Origin of the sequence: Saccharopolyspora sp. CA-218241, from assembly GCF_050954615.1 — a bacterium.
Classification (GTDB): Bacteria; Actinomycetota; Actinomycetes; order Mycobacteriales; family Pseudonocardiaceae; genus Saccharopolyspora; species Saccharopolyspora cebuensis.
In genome coordinates this window covers 5,497,722-5,519,366 of sequence record NZ_CP191860.1, presented here as the reverse complement: position 1 = coordinate 5,519,366, position 21,645 = coordinate 5,497,722, and the positions used below count along the sequence as shown (strand labels likewise).

Sequence of the window (21,645 nt, the reverse complement as noted above, 5' to 3'; positions counted from 1 at the left end):
CGTAGAGGGGCCATGGGCGATGATGTCGGGGCAGGCGTGCGAACGCGCTGCCCGGCGACTCCGGCGACTTTGTGCCTGTGTTCACAAGCGGTTACCGTGTACGGGGCCGTGCCGCCGGGTGGGCGACTCCGGTCGGACGTCGCACCGGGAACGCTCGTGGATCCCGGACGCCGGGGCCGCGGTACCGCACCGCGACCGCCGCGGGCAGGGCTCGTCGGAATCGAGGCCCGCTCCTGGTCGGCGCGGGTGCCCGCGGTCGGCGGGCCACGGGGCGCGGGGGCAGGTGCAGGCAGTGAGCAGGGCGAGGGAGAAGTCAGCGTGACGTCCCACGGAGACGACGTGCAGGGCGGTGAGGACCGGTCCGGGACCGGCGACCGCGCTGCGGCCAAGGAGTCACCCGACGTCGAGGTGCCCGCGGCGCGCGAACGGGCCCGAGCCATCCCGGAAGCGGCGGTCGCGCGGCTGGCGGTGTACCTGCGGGTGCTGTCCGGCTTCGACGAGGAGTCCGTGACCACCGTCTCCAGCGAGGAGCTCGCCGCCGCCGCCGGGGTCAACTCGGCCAAGCTGCGCAAGGACCTGTCCTACATCGGGTCCTACGGCACCCGCGGCGTCGGCTACGAGGTCTCGGTGCTCATCGGGCAGATCGAGCGCACCCTCGGGCTCACCCGCAAGCACAGCGTCGCGGTGGTCGGCATCGGCAACCTCGGGCACGCGCTGGCCAACTACGGCGGCTTCCCGAGCCGCGGCTTCCCGGTCTCCGCGCTGTTCGACCTCGATCCGGACCTCGACGGCGTGCCGGTCGGCGGCATCCCGGTCCGGCACATCGACGACATCGTCGAGGTGTGCCAGGAGCGCGAGGTCACCATCGGCGTCATCGCCACCCCCACCCAGGGCGCGCAGGAGGTCTGCGACCGGCTGGTGGCCGGTGGGGTGAGCTGCATCCTCAACTTCGCCCCCGTCGTGCTCCAGGTGCCCGACGACGTCGAGGTCCGCAAGGTCGACCTCGCGGTGGAGATGCAGATCCTGTCGTTCCACGTGGCCCGGCGCCAGCAGGACGCCGCCGCCACCGCGGACGGCGCGGACCTCGGTCCGCTGGACGGTGCGGGACCGGTGCCCGCCGAGATGGACTCCGTGAACGGGATGGTGGTTCGGCCGTGAACCTGCTCACCGTGGGCATGTCCCACCGCAGCGCCCCGGTGCGGGTGCTGGAGCGCGTCGCGATCAGCCCGGAGCAGATCGGCAAGGTGCTCGACGAGCTGCTGCACCGCGACCACCTCACCGAGGCCTTCGTGGTCTCCACCTGCAACCGGGTCGAGGTCTACGCCGTGGCCGAGACCTTCCACGGCGGCTTGGACGACGTGACCTCGGTGCTGGCCCGGCACGCCGGGGCCGAGGTGGGCGAGCTGGCCGACCACCTGTACGTCTACTACGCGGGCGCCGCCGTCGAGCACCTGTTCTCGGTGGCCGCCGGGCTCGACTCGATGGTCGTCGGCGAGGCCCAGATCCTCGGGCAGCTCCGCACCGCCTACGGCGCCGCCGACGAGAACGGCACCGTGGGCAAGGCGCTGCACGAGCTGGCCCAGCAGGCGCTGCGGGTCGGCAAGCGGGTGCACGCCGAGACCGAGATCGACGACGAGGGCGCCTCGGTGGTCTCCGAGGCGCTGGCCGACGGGGACGCCGTGCTCGGCGGCCTGGCCGGGCGCAGTGCGCTGCTGGTCGGCGCCGGCTCGATGGGCGGCCTGGCCGCGGCGCAGCTGCGCCGGGCGGGCATCGGCGAGGTCGTCATCGCCAACCGCACCGCCGCCAACGGCGAGCGGCTGGCCGCCTCGCTGCGCGCCGACGGGGTCACCGCCCGCACCGTCGCGCTGGCCGGCCTGCACGACGCCATCGCCACCGCTGACCTGGTCGTGACCTGCACCGGAGCCGTGGGCGCGGTGGTCACCGAGGACGTGGTGAGCGCGGCGATCGACGGGCGCGGCGAGCGCCCCCTGGTGTTCTGCGACCTCGGCCTGCCCCGCGACACCGCGCCCGAGGTGGCGCTGCTGCCCGGGGTCACCGTGGTCGACCTGGCCAGCCTGCAGCAGCGGCTCACCGAGCAGCGCGGCGCGGGCGAGTCGGAGCGGGCCGCCGCGATCGTCGCCGAGGAGCTGCGCGGCTACCTCGCGGCGCAGCGCTCGGCCGAGGTGACGCCCACCGTGACGGCGCTGCGCAAGCGCGCCGCCGAGGTGGTCGACGCCGAACTCCTGCGGCTGGATTCCCGGCTGCCCGAGCTGGAGGGCAAGGTCCGCGACGAGCTGACCCGCACCGTCCGGCGGGTGGTCGACAAGCTCCTGCACGCCCCGACCGTCCGGGTCAAGCAGCTCGCCTCGGTGCCCGGCGGCGCCGGGTACGCCGACGCGCTGCGCGAGCTGTTCGAACTCGACCCGCAGACCACCGCGCTGATCGGTTCGCCGCAGGCCGACGAGGTGCTCGACGGTGGGGCGAACGTCGCGCGCACCCAGCGGGCCAAGTCCGCCGGGCGCGCCGACCTGCGCGACAGCACCCGACAGGACGGTGAGGACCGTTGATGAAGACCCTGCGCATCGGCACCCGGAGCAGCGCGCTGGCCATGGCGCAGAGCGCCTGGGTCGCCGAGCAGCTCGAACAGGCCGGTTACCAGACCCAGCTCGTCACGGTGAGCACGCCGGGCGACCGCTCGATGGCGCCCATCGCCGAGATCGGCGTCGGCGTGTTCACCTCGGCGCTGCGCGAGGCGCTCGCTGGCGGTGAGGTCGACGTCGCGGTGCACTCCTTCAAGGACCTGCCGACCGAACCCGACCCCCGGCTGTCGGAGGCCGCCGTGCCGGTCCGCGAGGACCCGCGCGACGCGCTCATCGCCCGGGACGGTCTGACGCTCGGCGAATTGCCCCCGGGCTCCGTCGTGGGCACCGGTTCGCCGCGCCGCGCCAGCCAGCTCCAGGCCCTCGGCCTGGGCTTGGAGGTGCGCGGCATCCGCGGCAACGTGGACACCCGGATGCGGAAGGTGACCGACGGCGAAGTCGACGCCGTCGTGCTCGCCCGAGCCGGGCTGGCCCGGGTGGGCCGGCTTGAGGTGATCACGGAAACGCTCGATCCACTGCAGATGCTGCCCGCGCCCGCCCAGGGCGCGCTCGCCGTGGAATGCCGCGTCGACGACGTGGACACCGAGCACTTGCTGCAGTCCGTTCTGGACGATCCGGCCAGCCGCGCCGCGGTGGCCGCCGAGCGCGCCATGCTGGCCGCGCTCGAAGCAGGCTGTAGCGCGCCGATCGGCGCGCTGGCCGAAGTGGTGGAGGACCTCGACGAGGACGGCCGCGTGGCGCAGCGGCTGTCCTTCCGCGGGGTGGTGGCCACCGACGACGACCAGTTGGTCCGTGCCTCCGCCACTGGTGAGACGACCGCCGCTGAGCAGCTCGGCCGCGACCTGGCCGCCGAACTGCTCGATGCCAGGGCCGCTCTGCTCAGCGGCCCCGGGCAGTAGTTGATGGGGAGTGCCCTGATGACCCGAGCACGCAAGACCCCCGGACGAATCGCCTTCGTGGGCTCCGGTCCCGGTGACGCGGGACTGCTCACCGTCCGGGGCCGGGAGACGATCACCCGCGCCTCGCTGGTGGTGACCGACCCGGACGTTCCGGCCGATGTCGTCGGATTCGCCTCCGACGGCGCCGAGGTGCGCCCGGCCGTGGGCGACCCGGCCGACGTGGCCAAGGACCTGGCGAACGAGGCGGCCACCGGCCGTCCCGTGGTGCGCCTGGTCGCCGCCGACCCGCTGACCGCCGACGCGGTGGTCCGCGAGGTGCGGGAGGTGGCCAGGACCGGCGCCGCCTTCGACGTCATCCCCGGCGTCGCGGCGGGCAGCGCGGTCCCGGCCTACGCGGGCATCGCGCTGGGCGCGACGCACACCGAGGTCGACGTCCGCGGTGACGTGGACTGGCCCGCGCTGGCCGGGGTTCCGGGCGCGCTGGTGCTGCACACCACCGGCAGCCACCTCGCCGAGGCGGCCTCCGCGCTGGTCGAGCACGGCAAGCCCGCGCAGACCCCGGTCGCGGTGACCGCGTTCGGCACCACGGTGCAGCAGCGCACCATCGACACCACGCTGGCCTCGCTGCCCGCCGACGCCGGTGAGCTGCAGGGCCCGCTGGTGGTGACGATCGGCGAGCTGGCCGCGGACCGGTCCGGGCTGTCCTGGTGGGAGTCCCGCGCGCTGTACGGCTGGAAGGTGCTGGTGCCGCGCACCAAGGAGCAGGCGGGCGTGATGAGCGACCGGCTGTGGTCGCACGGCGCCGTTTCGCACGAGGTGCCGACCATCTCGGTGGAGCCGCCGCGCAGCCCCGCGCAGATGGAGCGCGCGGTCAAGGGCCTGGTCGACGGCCGCTACCAGTGGGTCGTGTTCACCTCGGCCAACGCGGTGCGCGCGGTGTGGGAGAAGTTCGCCGAGTTCGGCCTCGACGCCCGCGCGTTCTCCGGCGTGAAGATCGCCTGCGTCGGGGAGGCCACCGCCGAGAAGGTGCGCTCCTTCGGCATCATGCCGGAGCTGCTGCCCTCCGGGGACCAGACCAGCGAGGGCCTGCTGCAGGACTTCCCGCCGCACGACGACATCCTCGACCCGGTGGACCGGGTGCTGCTGCCGCGCGCCGACATCGCCACCGAGACGCTGTCGGCCGGGCTGCGCGAGCGCGGCTGGGAGGTCGACGACGTCACGGCCTACCGGACCGTGCGCGCCGCGCCGCCGCCGGCCGACACCCGCGAGATGATCAAGACCGGCGGCTTCGACGCGGTGTGCTTCACCTCCTCGTCCACCGTGCGGAACCTGGTCGGCATCGCGGGCAAGCCGCACGCCCGGACGCTGGTCGCCTGCATCGGCCCGAACACCGCCGAGACGGCCAAGGAGTTCGGCCTGCGGGTGGACGTGCAGCCGGAGGTCGCGCAGGTCCCCGCGCTGGTCGACGCCCTGGCCGAGCACGCGGCCCGGCTGCGCGCGGAGGGCGCGCTGCCGCCGCCGCGCAAGGCCAAGCGCGCGCGCCGGAGCTGAGCTGACGCGGCCGGGCGGGGTGGCACAAGACCACCCCGCCCGGCCGCTTCAGGGTGTTTCGCCAATGGCCTGCGTGGCGGTGCGGGTGGCGGAACCTCAGCGGCCTTCTCGCTGCGGGATCCGCTCCTGATGTACCAACGACGTACACGGCGTCGCGGCTGTCCTCGCGAGAAGACCGCTGAGAACCCGCCTCGGTGCGAGTTGACGGCCGCACCGCAAAGCGGCTCCGCCGCTTTCTGAAGAGCAGTCCTTCGGCTCCCCAGTCCTCGAACCCGCGAATGGAGTCCCGCATGTACCCGTCGCACCGGCCCCGGCGGCTCCGCCGCAACGGCGCCGTCCGCCGCCTGGTGTCGGAGACCTCGGTCGAGCCCCGCCACCTGGTGCTGCCGATGTTCGTCCGCGAGGGCGCCGCCGAACCCGTGCCGATCCCGTCGATGCCCGGCGTCGTCCAGCACACCCGCGACTCGCTGCGGCAGGCCGCGGCCGACGCGGTGGCCGCCGGGGTCGGCGGGCTGATGCTGTTCGGCGTGCCAGCGGCGCGGGACGCGACCGGCTCCGGCGCGGTCGACCCCGAGGGCGTGCTCAACGTGGCGCTGCGCGACGTGCGCGCCGAGGTCGGCGACGACACCGTGGTGATGGCCGACCTGTGCCTCGACGAGTTCACCGACCACGGCCACTGCGGCGTGCTCGACGAGCGCGGCGTGGTCGACAACGACCGCACCCTCCAGCTCTACGGCGAGATGGCGGTCGCGCAGGCCGACGCCGGGGCGCACGTGGTCGCCCCCAGCGGCATGATGGACGGCCAGGTCGGCGTCATCCGGGACTCGCTGGACGCCACCGGCTTCGAGGACACCGGCATCCTGGCGTACTCGGCGAAGTACGCCTCGGCGTTCTACGGCCCGTTCCGCGACGCGGTGGACTCGCAGCTCACCGGCGACCGCAACACCTACCAGCAGGACCCCGCCAACGGGCGGGAAGCGCTGCGCGAGGTCGACCTGGACCTCGCCGAGGGCGCCGACATGGTGATGGTCAAGCCCGCGCTGTCCTACCTGGACGTGCTGCGCGACGTCGCCGGGGTCGCCGACGTGCCCGTCGCCGCCTACCAGGTCTCCGGCGAGTACTCGATGATCGAGGCCGCCGTGGCGCAGGGCTGGCTGGACCGGGAGCGCACCGTGCTGGAATCGCTGACCTCGATCCGCCGGGCCGGGGCCGACGTCGTGCTCACCTACTGGGCGACCGAGGCCGCGAGGTGGCTGCGGCGATGAGCGTCGAATCCGAGCAGCGGCCGACCAAGCCCGGGGACGCGGCGCCGGTGTGGCTGCACCGGGCGCGCTGGGTGTGGATCGCCGCGGTGCTGGTCGGCTTCATCCGCTCCTTCGTGCAGCTCGCCGACCGGGAAGCGCTGGTCACCCAGCTCCGGGAGGAGGCGCCGGAGCTGCGGCAGGACCAGGTCGACGCCGCCGCCAGCAGCGGCATCCTGTTCGCGGTGCTGCTGTCGGCGCTGTCGCTGATGGTCTACCTGCTGCTGTCCCGGCGGATGCTCGAAGGCCGCAACTGGGCGCGGATCGTGCTCACCGCGTTCGGCGGCTTCAACGCCTTCAGCACGGCGGTCACCCTGCTCACCGTGATCACCGTGGACCGGGCGGTGCTGGTCGAGCTGACCGGCATCGAGGTGCCCACCAGCAACCTGGTCTTCTCGGCCGTCGTGATGGTGCTGCAGGTGGTGGCCATCGCGTTCATGTTCCACCCCGGGTCCAACCGCTACTTCCGCGAGGTGCGGCGCCGGGCGCGCTGACGCAGCGTCACCGCGCGGTCACGGCTGGTCGTGACCGCAGGTCCGGGGCTACCGTGAGGACGTGACCCCGCCGCAGGAACCAGGGCGACCGCAGCCCGACGACGATCGTCGTGCGGACGACGGCTCCGCGGGCGACCAGGGCCCGTCCGGTCCGGAGGAGCAGACGCCGCACGGCGACCAGCCGTCCGGGCCCTACGGCGCGCCCGGCGAGCAGTGGCCCGCCCAGGGCCCGGGGCCCTACGGCACGCCCGAGCAGGGCGGCTCCGGCAGGCCCCCGCCGAACGCGGCGGGCGGCCACCCGCCGCCGGGGCAGCCCCACGGCCAACCGGGATACGGGCAACCGCAGTACGGCCAGCCGCAGTACGGCCAGCCCTACGGCCACCCGCAGTACGGCCAGCCGGGGCAGCCCTACGGGCAGCCGCACGGGACGCAACCGCCGCCGTACGGGCAGCCCCCGCCCTACGCCCAGCAGCACGGCGCTCCGCCCGCGCCCGACAACGGGCCGGTCGAGCGGCCGGGCACGGTCGACGCCTCGTTCTGGGCGGGCATCGCCAGCGTCGTGGTCGGCTTCGCGATGCTGGCCGCCGCCTACTTCATGGTCTCGCCCGCGCAGCTGCAAGCCGTGGTGGCGGAGGCGCGCGCCCTCGGCCAGCCGCTCACCCTGGAGCAGGCCCGCGCGCTGTACTCGGTGACGCTGGGGATGCTCGTGCTGGTCACCGTCGTCCTCGCGGCGCTGTGGATCATGTTCCTGGTGTTCATGCGGCGCGGGCGCGGCTGGGCGCGGGTGGTGATCACCGTGGTGGGCGTGGTCTGGATCCTGTTCACCGTCCCGTCGGTGTCCGAGGGCGCGGGCGGCGGTGCGGTCACCGTCCTGCTGTCGGTGCTGCAGGTGCTGGCCATCGGCGCGACGCTGGTGCTCGCCTTCCTGGCGCCGTCCAACGACTACTTCCAGGCCGTCCGCCGCAGGCGGTAGACGAGTTCACCCGAAGCGAGTGGACAGCGCCGATGACCCGTTCATACTGTTCAGCCGTGACGATGCCTCAAGACCCCTCGCAGTACGGCGGTCAGCCGCAGTACCCGCAGCAGACCCCGTACCCGCAGTCGGGCCCGATGCCGCAGTACCCGCAGCAGCCCGGCTACAACCCCTACGCGGCGCCGCAGGTGCCCGCGCACGAGATGCACGGACCGCGCCGCCCGGCGACCGTGGAGACCGCGTTCTGGATCAGCGTGGTCGTCCCGCTGGTGGTCACGGTGCTCACCGTGGTGTCGTTCATGCTCGTCCAGGGCTTCACGGAGGACGTGATCAACGCGACCGCGCGCGACTCCGGCATCCAGGACGGCCAGATGATGTCCGACATCGCCGCGGCCACCAGGGCGGCGATGATGGTGGTCTACATCATCATCACGGTGTTCTACCTGGTCCTGACCGGGCTGTGGATCCTGTTCGGCTTCAAGCTCCGCGCCGGGCGCAACTGGGCGCGGGTGACGCTCACCGTCTTCGCCGCGCTGTGGGTGCTCAACGCGCTGACCGGGCTCGTCAACGGCGGGATGACCGCTGGCACCATGCCGGAGGGCGTCGAGGTGCCCGGTTCGATGCTGGCGCTGGGCTACGCCGCCAACGGCATCGGCCTGGTGGCGATGGCGGCGTTCATCGTGCTGGTGTTCCTCAAGCCGTCGAACCACTACTTCCAGGCCGCGGCGTACCGGAGGTGAGCCAGGTGGGGAGCGGTCCACCGCGCCAGTTGCGGCTGTCCATCGTCGGGTGGTGGGTGGTCGCCCTCCTCCTGCTGCTGCAGACCGCGGTGATGTGGGCCGGTCGCGACGCGTTGCCGGACCAGGTCGCCGGCAGCGGTCTCGCCCCGCTCGGGGAGGCCGCCGGGCACGCCCGGCACCTCCTCGCGGTCAACACCGCCTTCGGGATCGGGCTCGCCGCGGCGTACCTGGTGCTCGGTGCGCTGCTGTTCCGGCGGCGGCCGTGGGCCCGGTTGCTGCTGACCGGCTTCGCCGTGGTGCACCTGCTGATGCTGCTGGGCACCGGTGCGGTGCTCAGCGTGAACGGGGTGCTGGTGCTGTTCGGGGCGGTCGCCGGGCTGCTGCTGTGGTGGCCGACCAGCACGGAGTGGGTGACCGGCGAACATGACTGACCACGTCCTCTACGCCGAACCCGGCAGCACCTGGTGGCCGGTGGCCTGGGGACCGGCGTTCGCGCTGGTCGGGCTGGCCGTCGAAGGGCTCACCCCGGGTCCGGTGCACCTCGTGCCGTGGACCCTGGTCGGGATGGCGCTGGCAGCGGCGGCGGCGCTGTGGGTCCACGGCAGGCGTCGGCTCTGCTCGCTGCGGCTGACCCCCGACGAGCTCGTGCAGGGCCGGGAGCGGTTGGAGGTGTCCCGGATCGCCGAGGTCGGCGACGTCGGCGCCCCGATCGGCGCCCGGGTGCTCGGCGGCGGCTGGACGGCGCCGAAGGGCACCGGCGAAGTGCCGATCCGGCTGACCGGCGGCGACGTCGTGCTGGGCTGGGCCAAGGAACCGGCGGCGCTCACCGAGCACCTGACCCCGCTCGTGCACCGGCCCTAGCGAGGCGGGGGCACCCTCGCCGTCAGCATGGCTTGCGCGGCGGTGCGGGTGGCGGAACCTCAGCGGCCTTCTCGCTCCGGGAGCCGTTCCTGATGTACCCACTTCGGCGTCACGGCTGTTCTCGCGAGAAGACCGCTGAGCGGTCACGTCCGAGCACGGGCCGCGGTGCAAGCTGACGGCCGCACCGCATGCGGCTCCGCCGCATCCTGAAACGACCCCTAACTCGGACAAGGGTGCCCCTCACTCCGCTCTCGAACGGGTGAGGTCCCGTCGGTGCTGACGTCGCGGGGCGTGGCGGTGGGGAGCGGGTCCGGGGCGTCGAGCGGACGTGAGAGGCTTTGCACCGTGACGGAATCGTGGCCCGTCGACGGGACGGAGCAGGGCACCCAGGAGCGGTCCGGCGTGCACCAGCCGTGGCGGACGGCGATCGCGGCGGTGGAACTGCTCATCGCGCTCGGCCTGGCCGTCACCGCCTGGTGGGCCTGGGGGCGCGGGATCGTGCCGATCTACCTGCCCGGACCGGGTGGCGCGACCGACGTGGTGACCCGCTCCGTCGGGAGCTGGCTGGCCACCGCCATCGCGGCGGGCGGCGTCGGTGCGCTGCTCGTGCTCGACGCGATCCGGCAACTCGTGCTGGCCATCCGGGTGCGCGATCGCGGCTGAGCGCCGCCGGGGTGTGCCCGGACACGCCGCGCCGCCTGTCAGACTGGGGGTCGTGACTCCTGCGAATCCCGCCAGCGACGAATCCGTCCCGCGGTCGCGCGAGCTGTTCGAGCGCGCCCGGTCCGTGACTCCCGGAGGCGTCAACTCGCCGGTCCGGGCGTTCCACTCGGTCGGCGGCTCGCCCCGCTTCATGGTGCGCGGGGAGGGTCCCCACCTCTGGGACGCCGACGGCAACCGGTACGTGGACCTGGTGTCCTCCTGGGGCCCGATGATCAACGGGCACGCCCACCCCGACGTGGTGCGGGCGGTCCGGGACGCGGCGTCCGAGGGGCTGTCGTTCGGCACCCCGGGCGTCGGGGAGATCGACCTGGCGCAGGAGATCATCGACCGGGTGCTGCCCGTCGAGCAGGTCCGGCTGGTCAACTCCGGGACCGAGGCGACGATGAGCGCGGTCCGGCTGGCGCGCGGCTTCACCGAGCGGCGCAAGGTCGTCAAGTTCGCCGGCTGCTACCACGGGCACGTCGACGCGCTGCTGGCCAGCGCCGGGTCCGGGGTCGCCACCCTGGGGCTGCCGACGACGCCCGGGGTCACCGGCGCGCAGGCCGCCGACACCCTCGTGCTGCCCTACAACGACCTCGACGCGGTGCGGCAGGTGTTCGCCGAGCAGGGCGACGAGATCGCGTGCGTGATCACCGAGGCCGCCGCGGGCAACATGGGCGCGGTCGCGCCCGCCCCGGGCTTCAACGCCGGGCTCAAGGAGCTGACCAGCGCGCACGGTGCGCTGCTCATCATGGACGAGGTGATGACCGGCTTCCGGGTGTCCCGGGCGGGCTGGTTCGGGATCGACGGCGTGGCCGGCGACCTCTACACCTTCGGCAAGGTGATGTCCGGCGGGCTGCCCGCCGCCGCGTTCGGCGGTCGCGCCGACGTGATGTCGAAGCTGGCGCCCTCCGGGCCCGTCTACCAGGCGGGCACCCTGGCCGGGAACCCGATCGCGGTCGCGGCCGGGCTGGCGAACCTGCGCGCCGCCGACGACGCGGTGTACGAGGCGCTGGACCGCAACGCCCGGCGGCTCGGCGAGCTGCTCGGCGAGGCGCTGACCGCCGAGGGCGTGCCGCACCAGGTCGCCGTCGCGGGCAACCTGACCAGCGTGTTCTTCACCGAGGAACCGGTGCACGACTACGCGGGCGCGCAGCGGCAGCAGACCTGGCGGTTCCCGCCGTTCTTCCACGAGCTGCTCCGGCGCGGCGTCTACCCGCCGCCGAGCGCCTTCGAGTCCTGGTTCGTCAACGCCGCGATGGACGACGCCGCGTTCGAGACCATCGCCGAGGCCGCGCCGCACGCGGCGAAGGCCGCGGCCCGGGCGGAAGCACCATGACCGGGACCATCGTGCACTTCCTGCGCCACGGCGAGGTGCACAACCCGGAGGGCGTGCTCTACGGCAGGCTGCCCGGGTACCGGTTGTCGGACCGGGGCGAGCAGCAGGCCAAGGGCGTCGCCGAGTTCCTCGTGGGACGCGACATCGCCCACGTCGTCGCCTCGCCGCTGGAACGCGCCCAGCAGACCGCCGCGCCGATCGGGGCGGCGTTCGAGCTCGACGTGGCCGTCGACGAGCGGCTGATCGAGGCGGACAACCAGTTCGAGGGGCTCAAGGTCTCGGTCGGCGACGGGGCGCTGCGCTCGCCCGCGCACTGGTCGAAGCTGTGGAACCCGCTGCGCCCGTCGTGGGGCGAGCCGTACCTGGAGATCGCGCGCCGGATGCTCGGCGCCGCCTACCGCGCGCGGACGGCCGCGGAAGGCCGCGAAGCCGTCTGCGTCTCGCACCAGTTGCCGATCTGGACGTTGCGCCGGTTCCTGGAGGGCAAGCCCATGTGGCACGACCCGCGGCGGCGGCAGTGCTCGCTCGCGTCGCTGACCTCCCTGGTGTTCCGGGGCGAGGAGCTGGTCCGCGTCGCCTACGTCGAACCCGCCGGGGGCACGGACCCGAAGTTGACCGGGGCATGAGGGAGTCGGGCATGAAGAAGCTGCTCACGCGCATCGGGATGGCCGTCGCGGTGCTGGCGCTCGTCGGCGGTTGCGCCGGGGCCGGCGGGAGCGAACCCCCGGGCGGGGAGTTCACCTTCGTCTCGCCGGGCGGCCAGACCCGGCTGTTCTACGAGCCGGAGGAGCGCGGCAAGGTCACCGGCCTGTCCGGGGAGTCGCTGCTCCAGGAGGGCAAGCAGATCTCGCTCAACGACTTCAAGGGCGAGGTCGTGGTGCTCAACATCTGGGGCTCCTGGTGCGGGCCGTGCCGCGCGGAGGCCGACGACCTCCAGGCGGTGCAGGACAAGACCGCTGATCAGGGCGTCCAGCTGCTCGGCATCAACGTCCGGGACAGCCGGTCCGCCGCCGCGGACTTCCACCGCGACCGGGGGCTGACCTACCCGTCGCTGTTCGACCCGTCCGGGCGGAGCCTCCTCGCGCTCAAGCAGTTCCCGCGCAGCACGGTGCCCGCCACGATCGTCCTGGACCGCCAGCACCGCGTCGCGGCCATCTTCCTGACCGAGCTGCTGGAGAGCGAATTGCTCCCCGAGGTCCAGAAGGTCGCCGCCGAACCCACGCCGACGGCCTGATCCGCACGCCCCCGTCCCGGCCCGGACCTCCGGGCCGGGACAGGTGTGCGCGACGTCCCGCCCGCAGACCGCCTGCCCCGGTGGTCCCGCCGGGGCGCGCCGCCCGAGGCACCGAGCGCGAAGCCGCCGAAGCTCGCGCGGCCCGGCCGTCACCCGCGCGACCGGGGCGAGGCGATCTCCGGAGCGGCGACCAGGTTCTTCGTCCCCCGAAGTCCCCCGGCGGGAATCACCGGCAGCGGCGCGGACGCGCCCTCGCCCGGACCCGCGCGAGCGACCGCCGCGCCTCGGTGGCAGCAAGGTTCCCCGCTTGGCGGCGCTGACAGGAAGGTTCCCCTGCTCGCCTCGCTCGGGCGGGGTGGTCGCGTCGGTGGTCGACGGCTCGGATGCGTGCTCGCCGCGTGGGTCGCGCACCGGGGCGCGGTCGATGCGGCGGGCGGCTGGCGCGGAGGTGCCGACCTTCGCGTCCGGCGGCGTGCGGTGGTGGTGCGCACCGGGAACGGGCGAACGGGGCGAAAAGTCCGGTCGTCCACAGGGACCCGATTTTCGGGACCTCTGGCCCTGGCGAGGTGGCCGTCCGGTGCGAACCTGGCGTTCACCAGCGCTGATGTGGTCGCCGTTACCAGGGCCGGTGCACGTCGGTGCACCTGACTTTCCTACCCTCGACGTGTGAACCCCACCGAGCTCGCCATGTCCGGCCCGCTGCTGTTCGCGGCCGCCATCGCCGTGCTCGCCGGGGCGATCAGCTTCGCGTCTCCGTGCGTCGTCCCGCTGGTCCCCGGATATCTGGCCTACCTGGCCGGGGTGGTCGGCGCCGAATCGCCGCCGGTGGACGAGGAGGAGGCCAAGCAGGCGCGTCGCGGCCGGTGGCGGGTCGCCGGTGCGGCGATGCTGTTCGTGGCGGGGTTCAGCGCGGTGTTCGCCGCCGGGATGCTGCTCCTGCTGGGCCTGTCCGATGTGCTGGCGGCCAACGAGATCATCCTGCAACGGGTCGGTGGGGTCGTCACGGTGGCGATGGGACTGGTCTTCATCGGACTGGTCCCGGCGCTGCAACGCGACGTGCGCATCCACCGCGCGCCGCGGGCGGGTCTGTGGGGCGCGCCGGTGCTGGGCGCCGTGTTCGGGCTCGGCTGGACGCCCTGCCTGAGCCCGACACTCGTCGGGGTGACGGCGGTGGCCGTCGGCACCGAGCCCGGTTCGAGCACGGTACTGCGCGGCGTCCTGCTGGTGATCGCCTACTGCGCGGGCCTGGGACTGCCCTTCGTGCTGCTCGCCCTGGGTGCGCGCTGGGCGGTGCGCAGCACGGGGTGGCTGCGGCGCCGGGCCCGCGCGATCCAGATCTTCGGCGGGGTGCTGCTGATTGTGGTGGGCTTGCTGCTCGTCACCGGTCTGTGGGGAGAACTGATCGCGGTGCTGAGAGGTCCGATCGCCGGTTTTGAGTTGCCGATCTGATGCCTGATTTCCTGAGAAGCGCGCTCGCGTTCCTGCGCAACACCTGGCGCGGCCTGACGTCGATGCGCACCGCGCTGGTGCTGCTGTTCCTGCTCGCGCTGGCCTCGCTGCCGGGCGCGCTCATCCCGCAGCGGTCGCTGAGCCCGACCGGGGTGGAGGACTACTACCGGCAGCACCCGACGCTGGCGCCCATCTTGGAGAAGCTCGGCGTTTTCGAGGTCTTCAGCTCGGTCTGGTTCGCCTCCATCTACGTCCTGCTGTTCATCTCGCTGATCGGCTGCCTGCTGCCGCGCTGCCTGGAGTACTACCGGCAGTTGCGCGGCAGGCCGGTGCGCACCCCGCGCAACCTCAGCCGGATGCCGCACTACGAGGACACCACTGTGGACACCTCGGTGGACGAGGTGATGACGGCGGCTCGCAAGCGGCTGCGCGGCTGGCGCAAGGTCGAGCAGGAGGAGGCCGACGGCACCAAGTCGATCTCCGCCGAGCGCGGCTACCTGCGCGAGGCGGGCAACCTGGTGTTCCACTTCGCACTGGTCGGGCTGCTCATCGGCGTCGCAGGCGGCAAGCTCTACGGCTACGAGGGCCAGGTCATCGTGATGGCCGACGGCTCCGAGTTCTGCAATTCGGGCACCTACAACTACGACTCCTTCAACCCGGGCCTGACCCGGGACGGGACCGATCTGACGCCGTTCTGCGTGCGGGTCAACGACCTCGAGGTGGACTACCTCAACACCGGACAGGTGGAGAACTACCACGTCGACCTGCAGTACCAGTCCGGAGAGGACCTGGAGAACGGCACCTGGCGTTCCCACGACCTGCAGGTCAACCACCCGCTGCGCACCGCGGGCGACCGGGTGTACCTGACCGGCAACGGCTACGCGCCGCAGTTCACGGTGACGTGGCCGGACGGGCAGCAGCGGACCGGCGAGGTCCAGTGGCAGCCGAACGACCTCACCACGATGCTGTCGCAGGGCGCGACGAAGTTCGACCCGCCCGGCATCGAGGACCCGGTGAAGCGCCGCGAGAACCAGATCGCCGTGACCGGGTTGTTCGCGCCGACCGCGGCCTACGACGGCGCGATCCTGAGCTCGCGGTTCCCCGACCTGATCGACCCGGCCGTGGCCGTCGACGTGCTGCGTGGTGACCTCGGTCTCGACTCCGGTCGCGGCCAGTCCATCTTCGGCGTGGACCAGAAGATGGTGGAGCAGGGCCGGCTCAACCGGGTGGCGCGGGAGAACCTGAGCGTCGGCGAGGAGATCCGCCTCGACGACGGCACCACGGTCCGCTTCGACGGCGTCGAGCGCTGGGTCAACCTGCAGGTCTCGCACGATCCGTTCCAGCCGTTCGTGCTGGGCTTCGCGATCGCGATGATTTTCGGTATCGGGACCTCCCTGATGATCAAGCGGCGCCGCGTCTGGGTGCGTGCGGTGCCGCGGCCGGATCCGGACGATGCCGGGAGCACGCGTACGTTGGTCGAAGTCGGCGGGCTGGCCCGCACCGATCACGCCGGTTACGGCGAAGAGTTCACCGTTCTCGCCGCGGACCTGCTCGCGATGGTGGGCGAGCAGAAGCCGACACCGGGTGCGGTCACAGGCCCCGCTCGCGGAAGGAAGAGCTGATGCCGGTTAACGAGACCCTGTCGACCTACAGCGACATGGCGTACGCGACCTCCGTGGTCATCTACGCGGTCGCCATGCTGCTGTACTTCGCCGAATTCGCCTCGAGCAGGGCCGTCGCGAAGACGGCCGCGCAGCGCGAACCCGCGATGGTGGGCTCGGGCTCCGGTCCGGACGAGACCCCCGAGGTCGGGCACATCAAGACCGAGCCGAAGCGCCCGATGTCCGAACGCTGGGGCGGCATGGCCGTGGCCATGACCGTGCTCGGCGGGCTGGTCCACCTCGCGTCGCTGGTGCTGCGCGGCGTGGCCACCGGGCGGGCCCCGTGGGGCAACATGTACGAGTTCGGTTCGGCGATCTGCCTCGCCGCCGTGATCGCCTGGGTGGTCGTGCTGTACCAGCAGATGCGCAAGGCGCGTCGCGAAGCGACCCCGGCGCAGCTCCGCTCGCTCGGCGGTTTTCTCATGCTGCCGGTGATCCTGCTGCTGTTCCTGTCCGGCACCGTGCTCTACGCGCAGGCCGCGCCGCTGCAGCCCGCCCTGCAGTCCTACTGGATCGTGATCCACGTCTCGGCCGCGATCGTGGCCAGCGGCGTGCTGCTGTTCTCCGGTGTCGCCAGCCTCCTGTACCTGGTGCGGGTCCGCTACGAGCGCGACGAGACGAAGATGGCGGCGTTCGCCTCCCGGCTGCCGAGCAGCCAGACCCTCGACCGCCTCGCCTACCGGACCACCGTGGTGATCTTCCCGGTGTGGACGTTCGCGATCGTCGCCGGCGCGATCTGGGCCGAGGCCGCGTGGGGCCGGTTCTGGGGCTGGGACCCCAAGGAGACCACCTCCTTCATCGCGTGGGTCGTCTACGCCGCCTACCTGCACGCGCGGGCGACCGCGGGCTGGCGCGGGGTGCGGGCCGCGTGGATCAACATCCTCGGCCTGGCCGTGATGATCTTCAACCTGTTCTTCATCAACATCGTCGTGTCGGGGCTGCACTCCTACGCCGGTCTGTGATCGGGTGGGCGGTGTCGGCTTCCCGGCCGGGGCCGCCGCGCCGCTGCCCGCGTCCGGTCCGCGATCGGTGCACACCCCTGGCGGGGAGTGCTGATCGTGACCTGGTAGACGCGGCCACCCCGGTGACGACCCGGTGCATCTGGGACTACCGTGCTGTGCGGAGACGGGGAGATCGCGATTCGGTCCGGCAGGGCTCGACTCGAACGTTGGAGGGACGGCGACGGTGACCGGACGGTACGAAGAGCCTGAGGCGCAGCGGCAGGCGAGCGGTGCCGACGGCGCCGCGCAGCAGCAAGGGCCCTACACCGAACCGGAGACCAGGCCGGCTGCTCCGAACCCGCTCGCCGAGCACCCCGCGCCGTCGTACGTGGATCCGGACCAGCCGCCCGCGTTCCCGCCGGAGGCGTACCAGGGCGACGCCGCCCGGTACCCCGGTGGCGCGCCCGCGCAGCAGCAGTTCCCGCCGGGCTACTACGAGGCGACCCCGTCCGGCCCGCAGCAGGCGGCCGCGTCGGGTCCGCACCAGGTCCCGGGCGCGCAGTCCGGTCCGCACCCGGTCTCCGGAGGCCCGTCCGGGCCGTACCCGCAGGCCGGTCAGTCCGGGCCGTACCCGGTGCAGGGCGGGCCCTCGGGTCCCTACCCGGTGCAGGGCGGGCCCTCGGGTCCGTACCCGGTTCCGGGCGGCCAGCCGTACCCGGGGCAGCAGGGGCAGCAGTTCCAGCAAGGCGGTCAGCACCAGTTCGGTCCATATGGCCAGGGTGCTCCGTCCGGCCCCGCCGCGGATCAGCCATTCGGCCAGGACCTCTCGTCCTCCCAGCTGCTCAAGCAGACCAAACGGCCTCCCCAATCCGGGTGGCGCAAGGCCCTCTACGTGGCCAGCGGAAAGACGGTCAACCTCGGCGAGAGCCCGGCCGACCTGCGGCGACGCCAGCTGATCGCACGGATCAACCAGCCGCTGCAGGGTTGCTACAAGATCGCGATGCTCAGCCTCAAGGGCGGGGTCGGCAAGACGACGACCACCACCACGCTCGGCTCGACGTTCTCGTCGCTGCGCGGTGACCGGGTGATCGCCGTCGACGCCAACCCGGACCGCGGCACGCTCAGCCAGAAGATCCCGCTGGAGACCACGGCCACCGTGCGGCACCTGCTGCGCGACGCCCACCGGATCACCAAGTACAGCGACGTGCGGTCCTACACCTCGCAGGGCCCGAGCCGGCTGGAGATCCTCGCCAGCGAGCAGGACCCGGCGGTGTCCGAGGCGTTCAGCGAGGACGACTACCGACGCACCGTGACGCTGCTGGAGCACTTCTACAACGTGGTGCTCACCGACTGCGGCACCGGGCTGATGCACTCGGCGATGAAGGGCGTGCTGGACGAGGCCGACTCGCTGGTCATCGTGTCGTCCAGCTCGATCGACGGGGCGCGCAGCGCCTCGGCCACGCTGGACTGGCTGGACGCGCACGGCTACGGCGAACTGGTGTCGCGCTCCGTCGCGGTGATCAACTCGGCGCGGCCGACGGCGGGCAAGGTCGACGTCGACAAGCTCGCCGCGCACTTCGCGTCGCGCTGCCGCGCGGTGTCGAAGATCCCGTTCGACCCGCACCTGGAGGAAGGCGCGGAGGTCGAGCTGGACCAGCTGGCCGCCCCGACCCGCTTGGCGCTGCTGGAGCTCGCCGCGATCGTGGCCGACGACTTCCCGCACGCGCTCGGGCGCAAGCGCCAGTCCTGAGCAGGGCGGCGCCGGAGGTCATTCCTCGTCGTGGCGCTGCCTGCGCTGCTCCTCGTCGATCCGGCGCAGGAAGTCCGGGTCGTCGTCCGGCGCGATCGGGGCCTGCCCGCGTCGGCGGGACCCCATCTCGGGGCCGAAGGCCTTCCACATCAGCACGGCTACCGTGAGCGCGCCGATCGCTGCCAGGACGTAGATCATCGCGGCCACCTCCAGTCTCTCCACCCGAGGTTAGCCGGTGGTGGCCGCGGTTGTCGTCGCCCCGAGGTGGCGGTTGGTGTGACGAACCCAGGTGGCGCCTCGCTGCGCTACGAGGCGCCACCTGGATCAGCGGTCGTCGGCGTGCCGTCGGCCGACCGCCGGGGCGTCGTTCGGGGTTCTCGCCGATCGTCGAGGCGTTCCGCCGGGAGCGTGGGGGCCCGGCGGCGGGGGGCCGTCGCGGCGATCGGTTCCGCCCTGGAGTCCGGTCAGGCCGGTCGGCCGACGTCGTTGGTCAGCTCGGCGAGCAGCGTCCGGACCTCCGACTCGCGGAACCGGCGGTGCCCGCCCGGCGTCCGGATGGAGCCGATGCGCCCTGCGGTGGCCCACCGGGTGACGGTCTTCGGATCGACCCGGAACAGCGCGGCGACCTCACCGGGGGTGAGGAGCTGCTCCTGGCCGTGCTGGCGGGACTGCTGGGTCGTCGCGGTCACGGCTGACCTCCTGAGTGCTGCGGATTCAATCGGGCATTCCGGTCGCATCCTGGCAGTTCGATGGTCAGGTACTCGAACATTTGGGTTTAGGTAAAGGGAAGGTAAGGGACGAAAGCGGCGAGGCGGCACGGTCCGCCCGCGCCCCCGGCCGGGTCGCGGCCCGGCTTGCTCTACCCTGGATGACGTGCTGGAACAGCAGGAGGCCGAATCCCCGGAGCGGACCCGGAGCTCCAGTCTCGCCACCGACGTCGTGCTGTACACGCTGGCCAGGTTCGGCATGCTCGCGGTCGCGATCGCGGCGCTGATGCTGTTCGGCGTCCCGCTGCTGGTCGCCGCCGCCGTCGGCGTGGTGCTGGTGATGCCGCTGTCGATGCTGGTGTTCGGCACGCTGCGCCGCCGCGTCGCGTCCGGGATGGCCGACCGCGCCGCCGAGCGACGGGCCCGCCGCGACGAGCTGCGCGCCCAGCTCCGCGGGGACCGGGACGCGGACGAGTCGTGACGCGGATCCTCGACCGCTCCTGCGACCGCACCAGGGGCTGGACCAGCGAAGCCGTCCGCAAGATCGAGGCCGACGCCAACCGCAGCGCCGACACGCACCTGCTGACCTACCCGTTGCCCGCCGAGTGGGAGATCGACCTCTATCTCAAGGACGAGTCAACCCATCCGACCGGTTCTCTCAAGCACCGCTTGGCCCGATCGCTGTTCCTGTACGCGATCTGCAACGGCTGGGTGACGGAGAACACGCCGGTGATCGAGGCATCGTCGGGTTCGACGGCGGTGTCCGAGGCTTATTTCGCCCGGATGCTCGGGCTGCCGTTCATCGCCGTGATGCCGCGCTCGACGAGCCGCGAGAAGGTCTCCCTGATCGAGTGGCACGGCGGGCGTTGCCACTTCGTCGACGAGCCGAGCGCGATCTACGCCGAATCCCGGCGGCTGGCCGCCGAGCTCGGCGGCCACTTCATGGACCAGTTCACCCACGCCGAGCGGGCGACCGACTGGCGGGGCAACAACAACATCGCCGAGTCGATCTTCCAGCAGCTCGCGCGGGAGCGCCACGCCGAGCCCCGGTGGATCGTGGTCGGCGCCGGGACCGGCGGCACCAGCGCCACCATCGGCCGCTACCTGCGCTACCGGATGCACCGGACGTCGCTGGCGGTGGTCGACCCCGAGCACTCGGTGTTCTTCGAGGCGTGGCGGGACGGTGATCCCGCCCGCACCGGGGACCGGGGCTCGATGATCGAGGGGATCGGCAGGCCGCGGGTCGAGCCGTCGTTCGTCGGCGAGTCGATCGACCGCATGATCAAGGTGCCGGACGCCGCCTCGATCGCCACCTCGCGCTACGTCGAGCACGTGCTCGGCCGCCGGGTCGGCGGCTCCACCGGCACGAACCTGTGGGGCGTGTTCGCGCTGATCGCCGAGATGCTCCGGGAAGGGCACCGCGGCAGCATCGTCACCCTGCTCTGCGATGGCGGCGAGCGGTACGCGAACACCTACTACGACGACGACTGGGTGGCGGCGCAGGGGCTCGACCTGGCGCCCGCGCACGCCGTGGTGGACCGCTTCCACGCCACCGGTGAGTTCCAGGCATGCTGAGCGCGGACCGGCGGTTCGGCTCGGGGAGGTTCGGCGTGCGGCGCCAGGGATGGCTGTGGTTGGCGGCGGTGGCGGTCGCGGCGACCGGATGCACCTCGGGCGAGGAGACCGCCCCGGTGCCGCCCAGCGCGCAGACGACCACCGAGGAGTCCGCGGCCGAGTCCGTGACCCCGCCGATCAGCCGGGAAGTGCCCCCGGACCAGCGCCGCGAGCTCGCCGCCGTCGCGGACCTGTGCTCGCTGGTGTCCCCGGAGGAGCTCGCGGAGCTGGCGTTCCTGGTGGAGGCCGGGCACCCCCGCCAACTCGGTACCGACCCGGTGGCGCGCGGCTGCCAGTTCGACCACGGCAGCAACCCCCGCTCGGTGCTCGTCGCCGCGCAGCCGGCGGGCTATGCCGGGCTCGGCCGCGAGGAGGTGGACCTCGGTGCGGTGACCGGGACGCAGACCCTGCACGTCAACGACTGCACGGTCCTCGCACCGGTCCGGGGGGCGACGCTGCAGGTCGCGGTCACCGCGCGGGAGGCGGGGACGACGCACTGCGAGACCGCCCAGTCCGTCGCCCAGTACGTCCTGGCCGCGCTGGTGCGCTGACCCCGCGGACCGCGAGCTGGACACGCTCGGCCATGCGGGCGCTACCCGGGCAGTTCCGTGTTCGGTGCTCGCTCCGAGCGGTTCCCGGGGCGAGAAGGCCGCTGAGGTCCCGCCACGCACACCGTTGTCGAGACGACGCGGCGCCCGACCCGCCGGCTCCGGCGGAGCCAGACCGGTTTCAGGACCTCCGGCCCACCGAACTCCTGCGCCTGGACCGCCCGCGTTCGCCACACCTCCGCGATGTCGTCGTCGCCACCGCGGTCGCACGGTGGGACATC

General features: G+C 72.8%; 23 protein-coding genes. 21 read left to right on the top strand and 2 right to left on the bottom strand.

The features are described from left to right. Nucleotides 1-318: 318 nt before the first annotated feature. The 18 genes from ACQP0T_RS26055 (at nucleotide 319) to ACQP0T_RS25970 (ending at nucleotide 18,495) form a co-directional block, all read left to right on the top strand. Nucleotides 319-1,158, top strand: a complete 840-nt coding sequence (locus tag ACQP0T_RS26055) for a redox-sensing transcriptional repressor Rex (RefSeq protein ID WP_433870391.1) — start codon at nucleotides 319-321, stop codon at nucleotides 1,156-1,158. Beyond that, entirely contained in the window at nucleotides 1,155-2,567 is a 1,413-nt protein-coding gene (locus tag ACQP0T_RS26050; RefSeq protein ID WP_433870390.1) for a glutamyl-tRNA reductase, read from the top strand. Before ACQP0T_RS26055 ends, ACQP0T_RS26050 begins: the two co-directional genes overlap by 4 nt. After that, nucleotides 2,564-3,499, top strand: a complete 936-nt coding sequence (hemC, locus tag ACQP0T_RS26045) for a hydroxymethylbilane synthase (protein ID WP_433870389.1) — start codon at nucleotides 2,564-2,566, stop codon at nucleotides 3,497-3,499. Before ACQP0T_RS26050 ends, hemC begins: the two co-directional genes overlap by 4 nt. Nucleotides 3,500-3,517: 18 nt before the next feature. Beyond that, nucleotides 3,518-5,050: a bifunctional uroporphyrinogen-III C-methyltransferase/uroporphyrinogen-III synthase gene (locus tag ACQP0T_RS26040; protein WP_345357246.1), complete on the top strand. Its 1,533-nt coding sequence runs from the start codon at nucleotides 3,518-3,520 to the stop codon at nucleotides 5,048-5,050. A gap of 290 nt (nucleotides 5,051-5,340) precedes the next feature. Beyond that, nucleotides 5,341-6,315, top strand: a complete 975-nt coding sequence (hemB, locus tag ACQP0T_RS26035) for a porphobilinogen synthase (RefSeq protein WP_433870388.1) — start codon at nucleotides 5,341-5,343, stop codon at nucleotides 6,313-6,315. Then, nucleotides 6,312-6,845 carry a hypothetical protein gene (locus tag ACQP0T_RS26030; RefSeq protein ID WP_433870387.1) on the top strand — a complete coding sequence of 178 codons (534 nt, stop codon included), beginning with the start codon at nucleotides 6,312-6,314 and terminating at the stop codon, nucleotides 6,843-6,845. The genes hemB and ACQP0T_RS26030 overlap by 4 nt, the downstream gene beginning before the upstream one ends. A 61-nt stretch (nucleotides 6,846-6,906) precedes the next feature. Next, nucleotides 6,907-7,818, top strand: coding sequence for a hypothetical protein (locus ACQP0T_RS26025; RefSeq protein ID WP_433870386.1), 912 nt, complete (start codon nucleotides 6,907-6,909; stop codon nucleotides 7,816-7,818). A 62-nt stretch (nucleotides 7,819-7,880) separates the two neighbouring features. Continuing rightward, nucleotides 7,881-8,558, top strand: a complete 678-nt coding sequence (locus ACQP0T_RS26020; RefSeq protein ID WP_433873851.1) for a hypothetical protein — start codon at nucleotides 7,881-7,883, stop codon at nucleotides 8,556-8,558. Nucleotides 8,559-8,563: 5 nt separating this feature from the next. Further along, nucleotides 8,564-8,989, top strand: coding sequence for a hypothetical protein (locus tag ACQP0T_RS26015; protein ID WP_433870385.1), 426 nt, complete (start codon nucleotides 8,564-8,566; stop codon nucleotides 8,987-8,989). After that, nucleotides 8,982-9,419, top strand: coding sequence for a hypothetical protein (locus tag ACQP0T_RS26010; protein ID WP_433870384.1), 438 nt, complete (start codon nucleotides 8,982-8,984; stop codon nucleotides 9,417-9,419). The genes ACQP0T_RS26015 and ACQP0T_RS26010 overlap by 8 nt, the downstream gene beginning before the upstream one ends. 345 nt (nucleotides 9,420-9,764) lie before the next feature. Then, on the top strand, nucleotides 9,765-10,082 hold the full coding sequence (locus ACQP0T_RS26005; protein WP_433870383.1) for a hypothetical protein: 318 nt from the start codon (nucleotides 9,765-9,767) through the stop codon (nucleotides 10,080-10,082). A gap of 52 nt (nucleotides 10,083-10,134) precedes the next feature. Further along, on the top strand, nucleotides 10,135-11,460 hold the full coding sequence (gene hemL / locus ACQP0T_RS26000; protein ID WP_433870382.1) for a glutamate-1-semialdehyde 2,1-aminomutase: 1,326 nt from the start codon (nucleotides 10,135-10,137) through the stop codon (nucleotides 11,458-11,460). After that, entirely contained in the window at nucleotides 11,457-12,086 is a 630-nt protein-coding gene (locus ACQP0T_RS25995; protein ID WP_433870381.1) for a histidine phosphatase family protein, read from the top strand. Before hemL ends, ACQP0T_RS25995 begins: the two co-directional genes overlap by 4 nt. Before the next feature lie 11 nt (nucleotides 12,087-12,097). Continuing rightward, on the top strand, nucleotides 12,098-12,694 hold the full coding sequence (locus tag ACQP0T_RS25990) for a TlpA disulfide reductase family protein (RefSeq protein WP_345357273.1): 597 nt from the start codon (nucleotides 12,098-12,100) through the stop codon (nucleotides 12,692-12,694). A gap of 666 nt (nucleotides 12,695-13,360) precedes the next feature. After that, on the top strand, nucleotides 13,361-14,143 hold the full coding sequence (locus ACQP0T_RS25985; protein WP_345357276.1) for a cytochrome c biogenesis CcdA family protein: 783 nt from the start codon (nucleotides 13,361-13,363) through the stop codon (nucleotides 14,141-14,143). Continuing rightward, nucleotides 14,143-15,765, top strand: coding sequence for a cytochrome c biogenesis protein ResB (resB, locus tag ACQP0T_RS25980; protein ID WP_433870380.1), 1,623 nt, complete (start codon nucleotides 14,143-14,145; stop codon nucleotides 15,763-15,765). Before ACQP0T_RS25985 ends, resB begins: the two co-directional genes overlap by 1 nt. After that, the gene (gene ccsB / locus ACQP0T_RS25975) at nucleotides 15,765-16,766 is read left to right on the top strand and encodes a c-type cytochrome biogenesis protein CcsB (protein WP_433870379.1); all 1,002 of its coding nucleotides are present in this window, start codon (nucleotides 15,765-15,767) and stop codon (nucleotides 16,764-16,766) included. The genes resB and ccsB overlap by 1 nt, the downstream gene beginning before the upstream one ends. 223 nt (nucleotides 16,767-16,989) lie before the next feature. Then, nucleotides 16,990-18,495 (top strand): AAA family ATPase, encoded by a 1,506-nt coding sequence (locus ACQP0T_RS25970; RefSeq protein ID WP_433870378.1) that lies wholly within the window; start codon nucleotides 16,990-16,992, stop codon nucleotides 18,493-18,495. Between the two features lie 18 nt (nucleotides 18,496-18,513). On the opposite strand, the gene ACQP0T_RS25965 is transcribed toward ACQP0T_RS25970, so the two are convergent. Both ACQP0T_RS25965 and ACQP0T_RS25960 read right to left on the bottom strand, forming a co-directional pair. Further along, a complete protein-coding gene (locus tag ACQP0T_RS25965) occupies nucleotides 18,514-18,693 on the bottom strand; it encodes a hypothetical protein (protein ID WP_433873850.1) in 180 nt (59 codons plus the stop codon). Nucleotides 18,694-18,959: 266 nt separating this feature from the next. Then, nucleotides 18,960-19,184 carry a BldC family transcriptional regulator gene (locus tag ACQP0T_RS25960; protein WP_345357288.1) on the bottom strand — a complete coding sequence of 75 codons (225 nt, stop codon included), beginning with the start codon at nucleotides 19,182-19,184 and terminating at the stop codon, nucleotides 18,960-18,962. A gap of 184 nt (nucleotides 19,185-19,368) precedes the next feature. Between ACQP0T_RS25960 and ACQP0T_RS25955 the strand changes: the two genes are divergently transcribed. The 3 genes from ACQP0T_RS25955 to ACQP0T_RS25945 are packed head-to-tail and all read left to right on the top strand — an operon-like array spanning nucleotide 19,369 to nucleotide 21,367. After that, complete coding sequence (locus ACQP0T_RS25955) at nucleotides 19,369-19,683, top strand: DUF4229 domain-containing protein (RefSeq protein WP_433870377.1); 315 nt, start codon at nucleotides 19,369-19,371, stop codon at nucleotides 19,681-19,683. Further along, the gene (locus tag ACQP0T_RS25950; RefSeq protein WP_345357294.1) at nucleotides 19,680-20,777 is read left to right on the top strand and encodes a PLP-dependent cysteine synthase family protein; all 1,098 of its coding nucleotides are present in this window, start codon (nucleotides 19,680-19,682) and stop codon (nucleotides 20,775-20,777) included. Before ACQP0T_RS25955 ends, ACQP0T_RS25950 begins: the two co-directional genes overlap by 4 nt. Next, nucleotides 20,771-21,367, top strand: a complete 597-nt coding sequence (locus tag ACQP0T_RS25945) for a DUF3558 family protein (protein WP_433870376.1) — start codon at nucleotides 20,771-20,773, stop codon at nucleotides 21,365-21,367. Before ACQP0T_RS25950 ends, ACQP0T_RS25945 begins: the two co-directional genes overlap by 7 nt. Nucleotides 21,368-21,645 lie beyond the last annotated feature (278 nt).

What these genes read in the sequence shown, in the direction of transcription:
- ACQP0T_RS26040 (WP_345357246.1), top strand. Translation starts at nt 3,518, where the DNA reads ATGACCCGAGCACGCAAGACCCCCGGACGAATCGCCTTCGTGGGCTCC.
- ACQP0T_RS25945 (WP_433870376.1), top strand. Translation starts at nt 20,771, where the DNA reads ATGCTGAGCGCGGACCGGCGGTTCGGCTCGGGGAGGTTCGGCGTGCGG.
- ACQP0T_RS25995 (WP_433870381.1), top strand. Translation starts at nt 11,457, where the DNA reads ATGACCGGGACCATCGTGCACTTCCTGCGCCACGGCGAGGTGCACAAC.
- ACQP0T_RS26010 (WP_433870384.1), top strand. Translation starts at nt 8,982, where the DNA reads ATGACTGACCACGTCCTCTACGCCGAACCCGGCAGCACCTGGTGGCCG.
- ACQP0T_RS25965 (WP_433873850.1), bottom strand. Translation starts at nt 18,693, where the DNA reads ATGATCTACGTCCTGGCAGCGATCGGCGCGCTCACGGTAGCCGTGCTG.
- ACQP0T_RS26030 (WP_433870387.1), top strand. Translation starts at nt 6,312, where the DNA reads ATGAGCGTCGAATCCGAGCAGCGGCCGACCAAGCCCGGGGACGCGGCG.
- ACQP0T_RS26020 (WP_433873851.1), top strand. Translation starts at nt 7,881, where the DNA reads ATGCCTCAAGACCCCTCGCAGTACGGCGGTCAGCCGCAGTACCCGCAG.
- ccsB (WP_433870379.1), top strand. Translation starts at nt 15,765, where the DNA reads ATGCCGGTTAACGAGACCCTGTCGACCTACAGCGACATGGCGTACGCG.
- hemB (WP_433870388.1), top strand. Translation starts at nt 5,341, where the DNA reads ATGTACCCGTCGCACCGGCCCCGGCGGCTCCGCCGCAACGGCGCCGTC.
- resB (WP_433870380.1), top strand. Translation starts at nt 14,143, where the DNA reads ATGCCTGATTTCCTGAGAAGCGCGCTCGCGTTCCTGCGCAACACCTGG.
- ACQP0T_RS25990 (WP_345357273.1), top strand. Translation starts at nt 12,098, where the DNA reads ATGAAGAAGCTGCTCACGCGCATCGGGATGGCCGTCGCGGTGCTGGCG.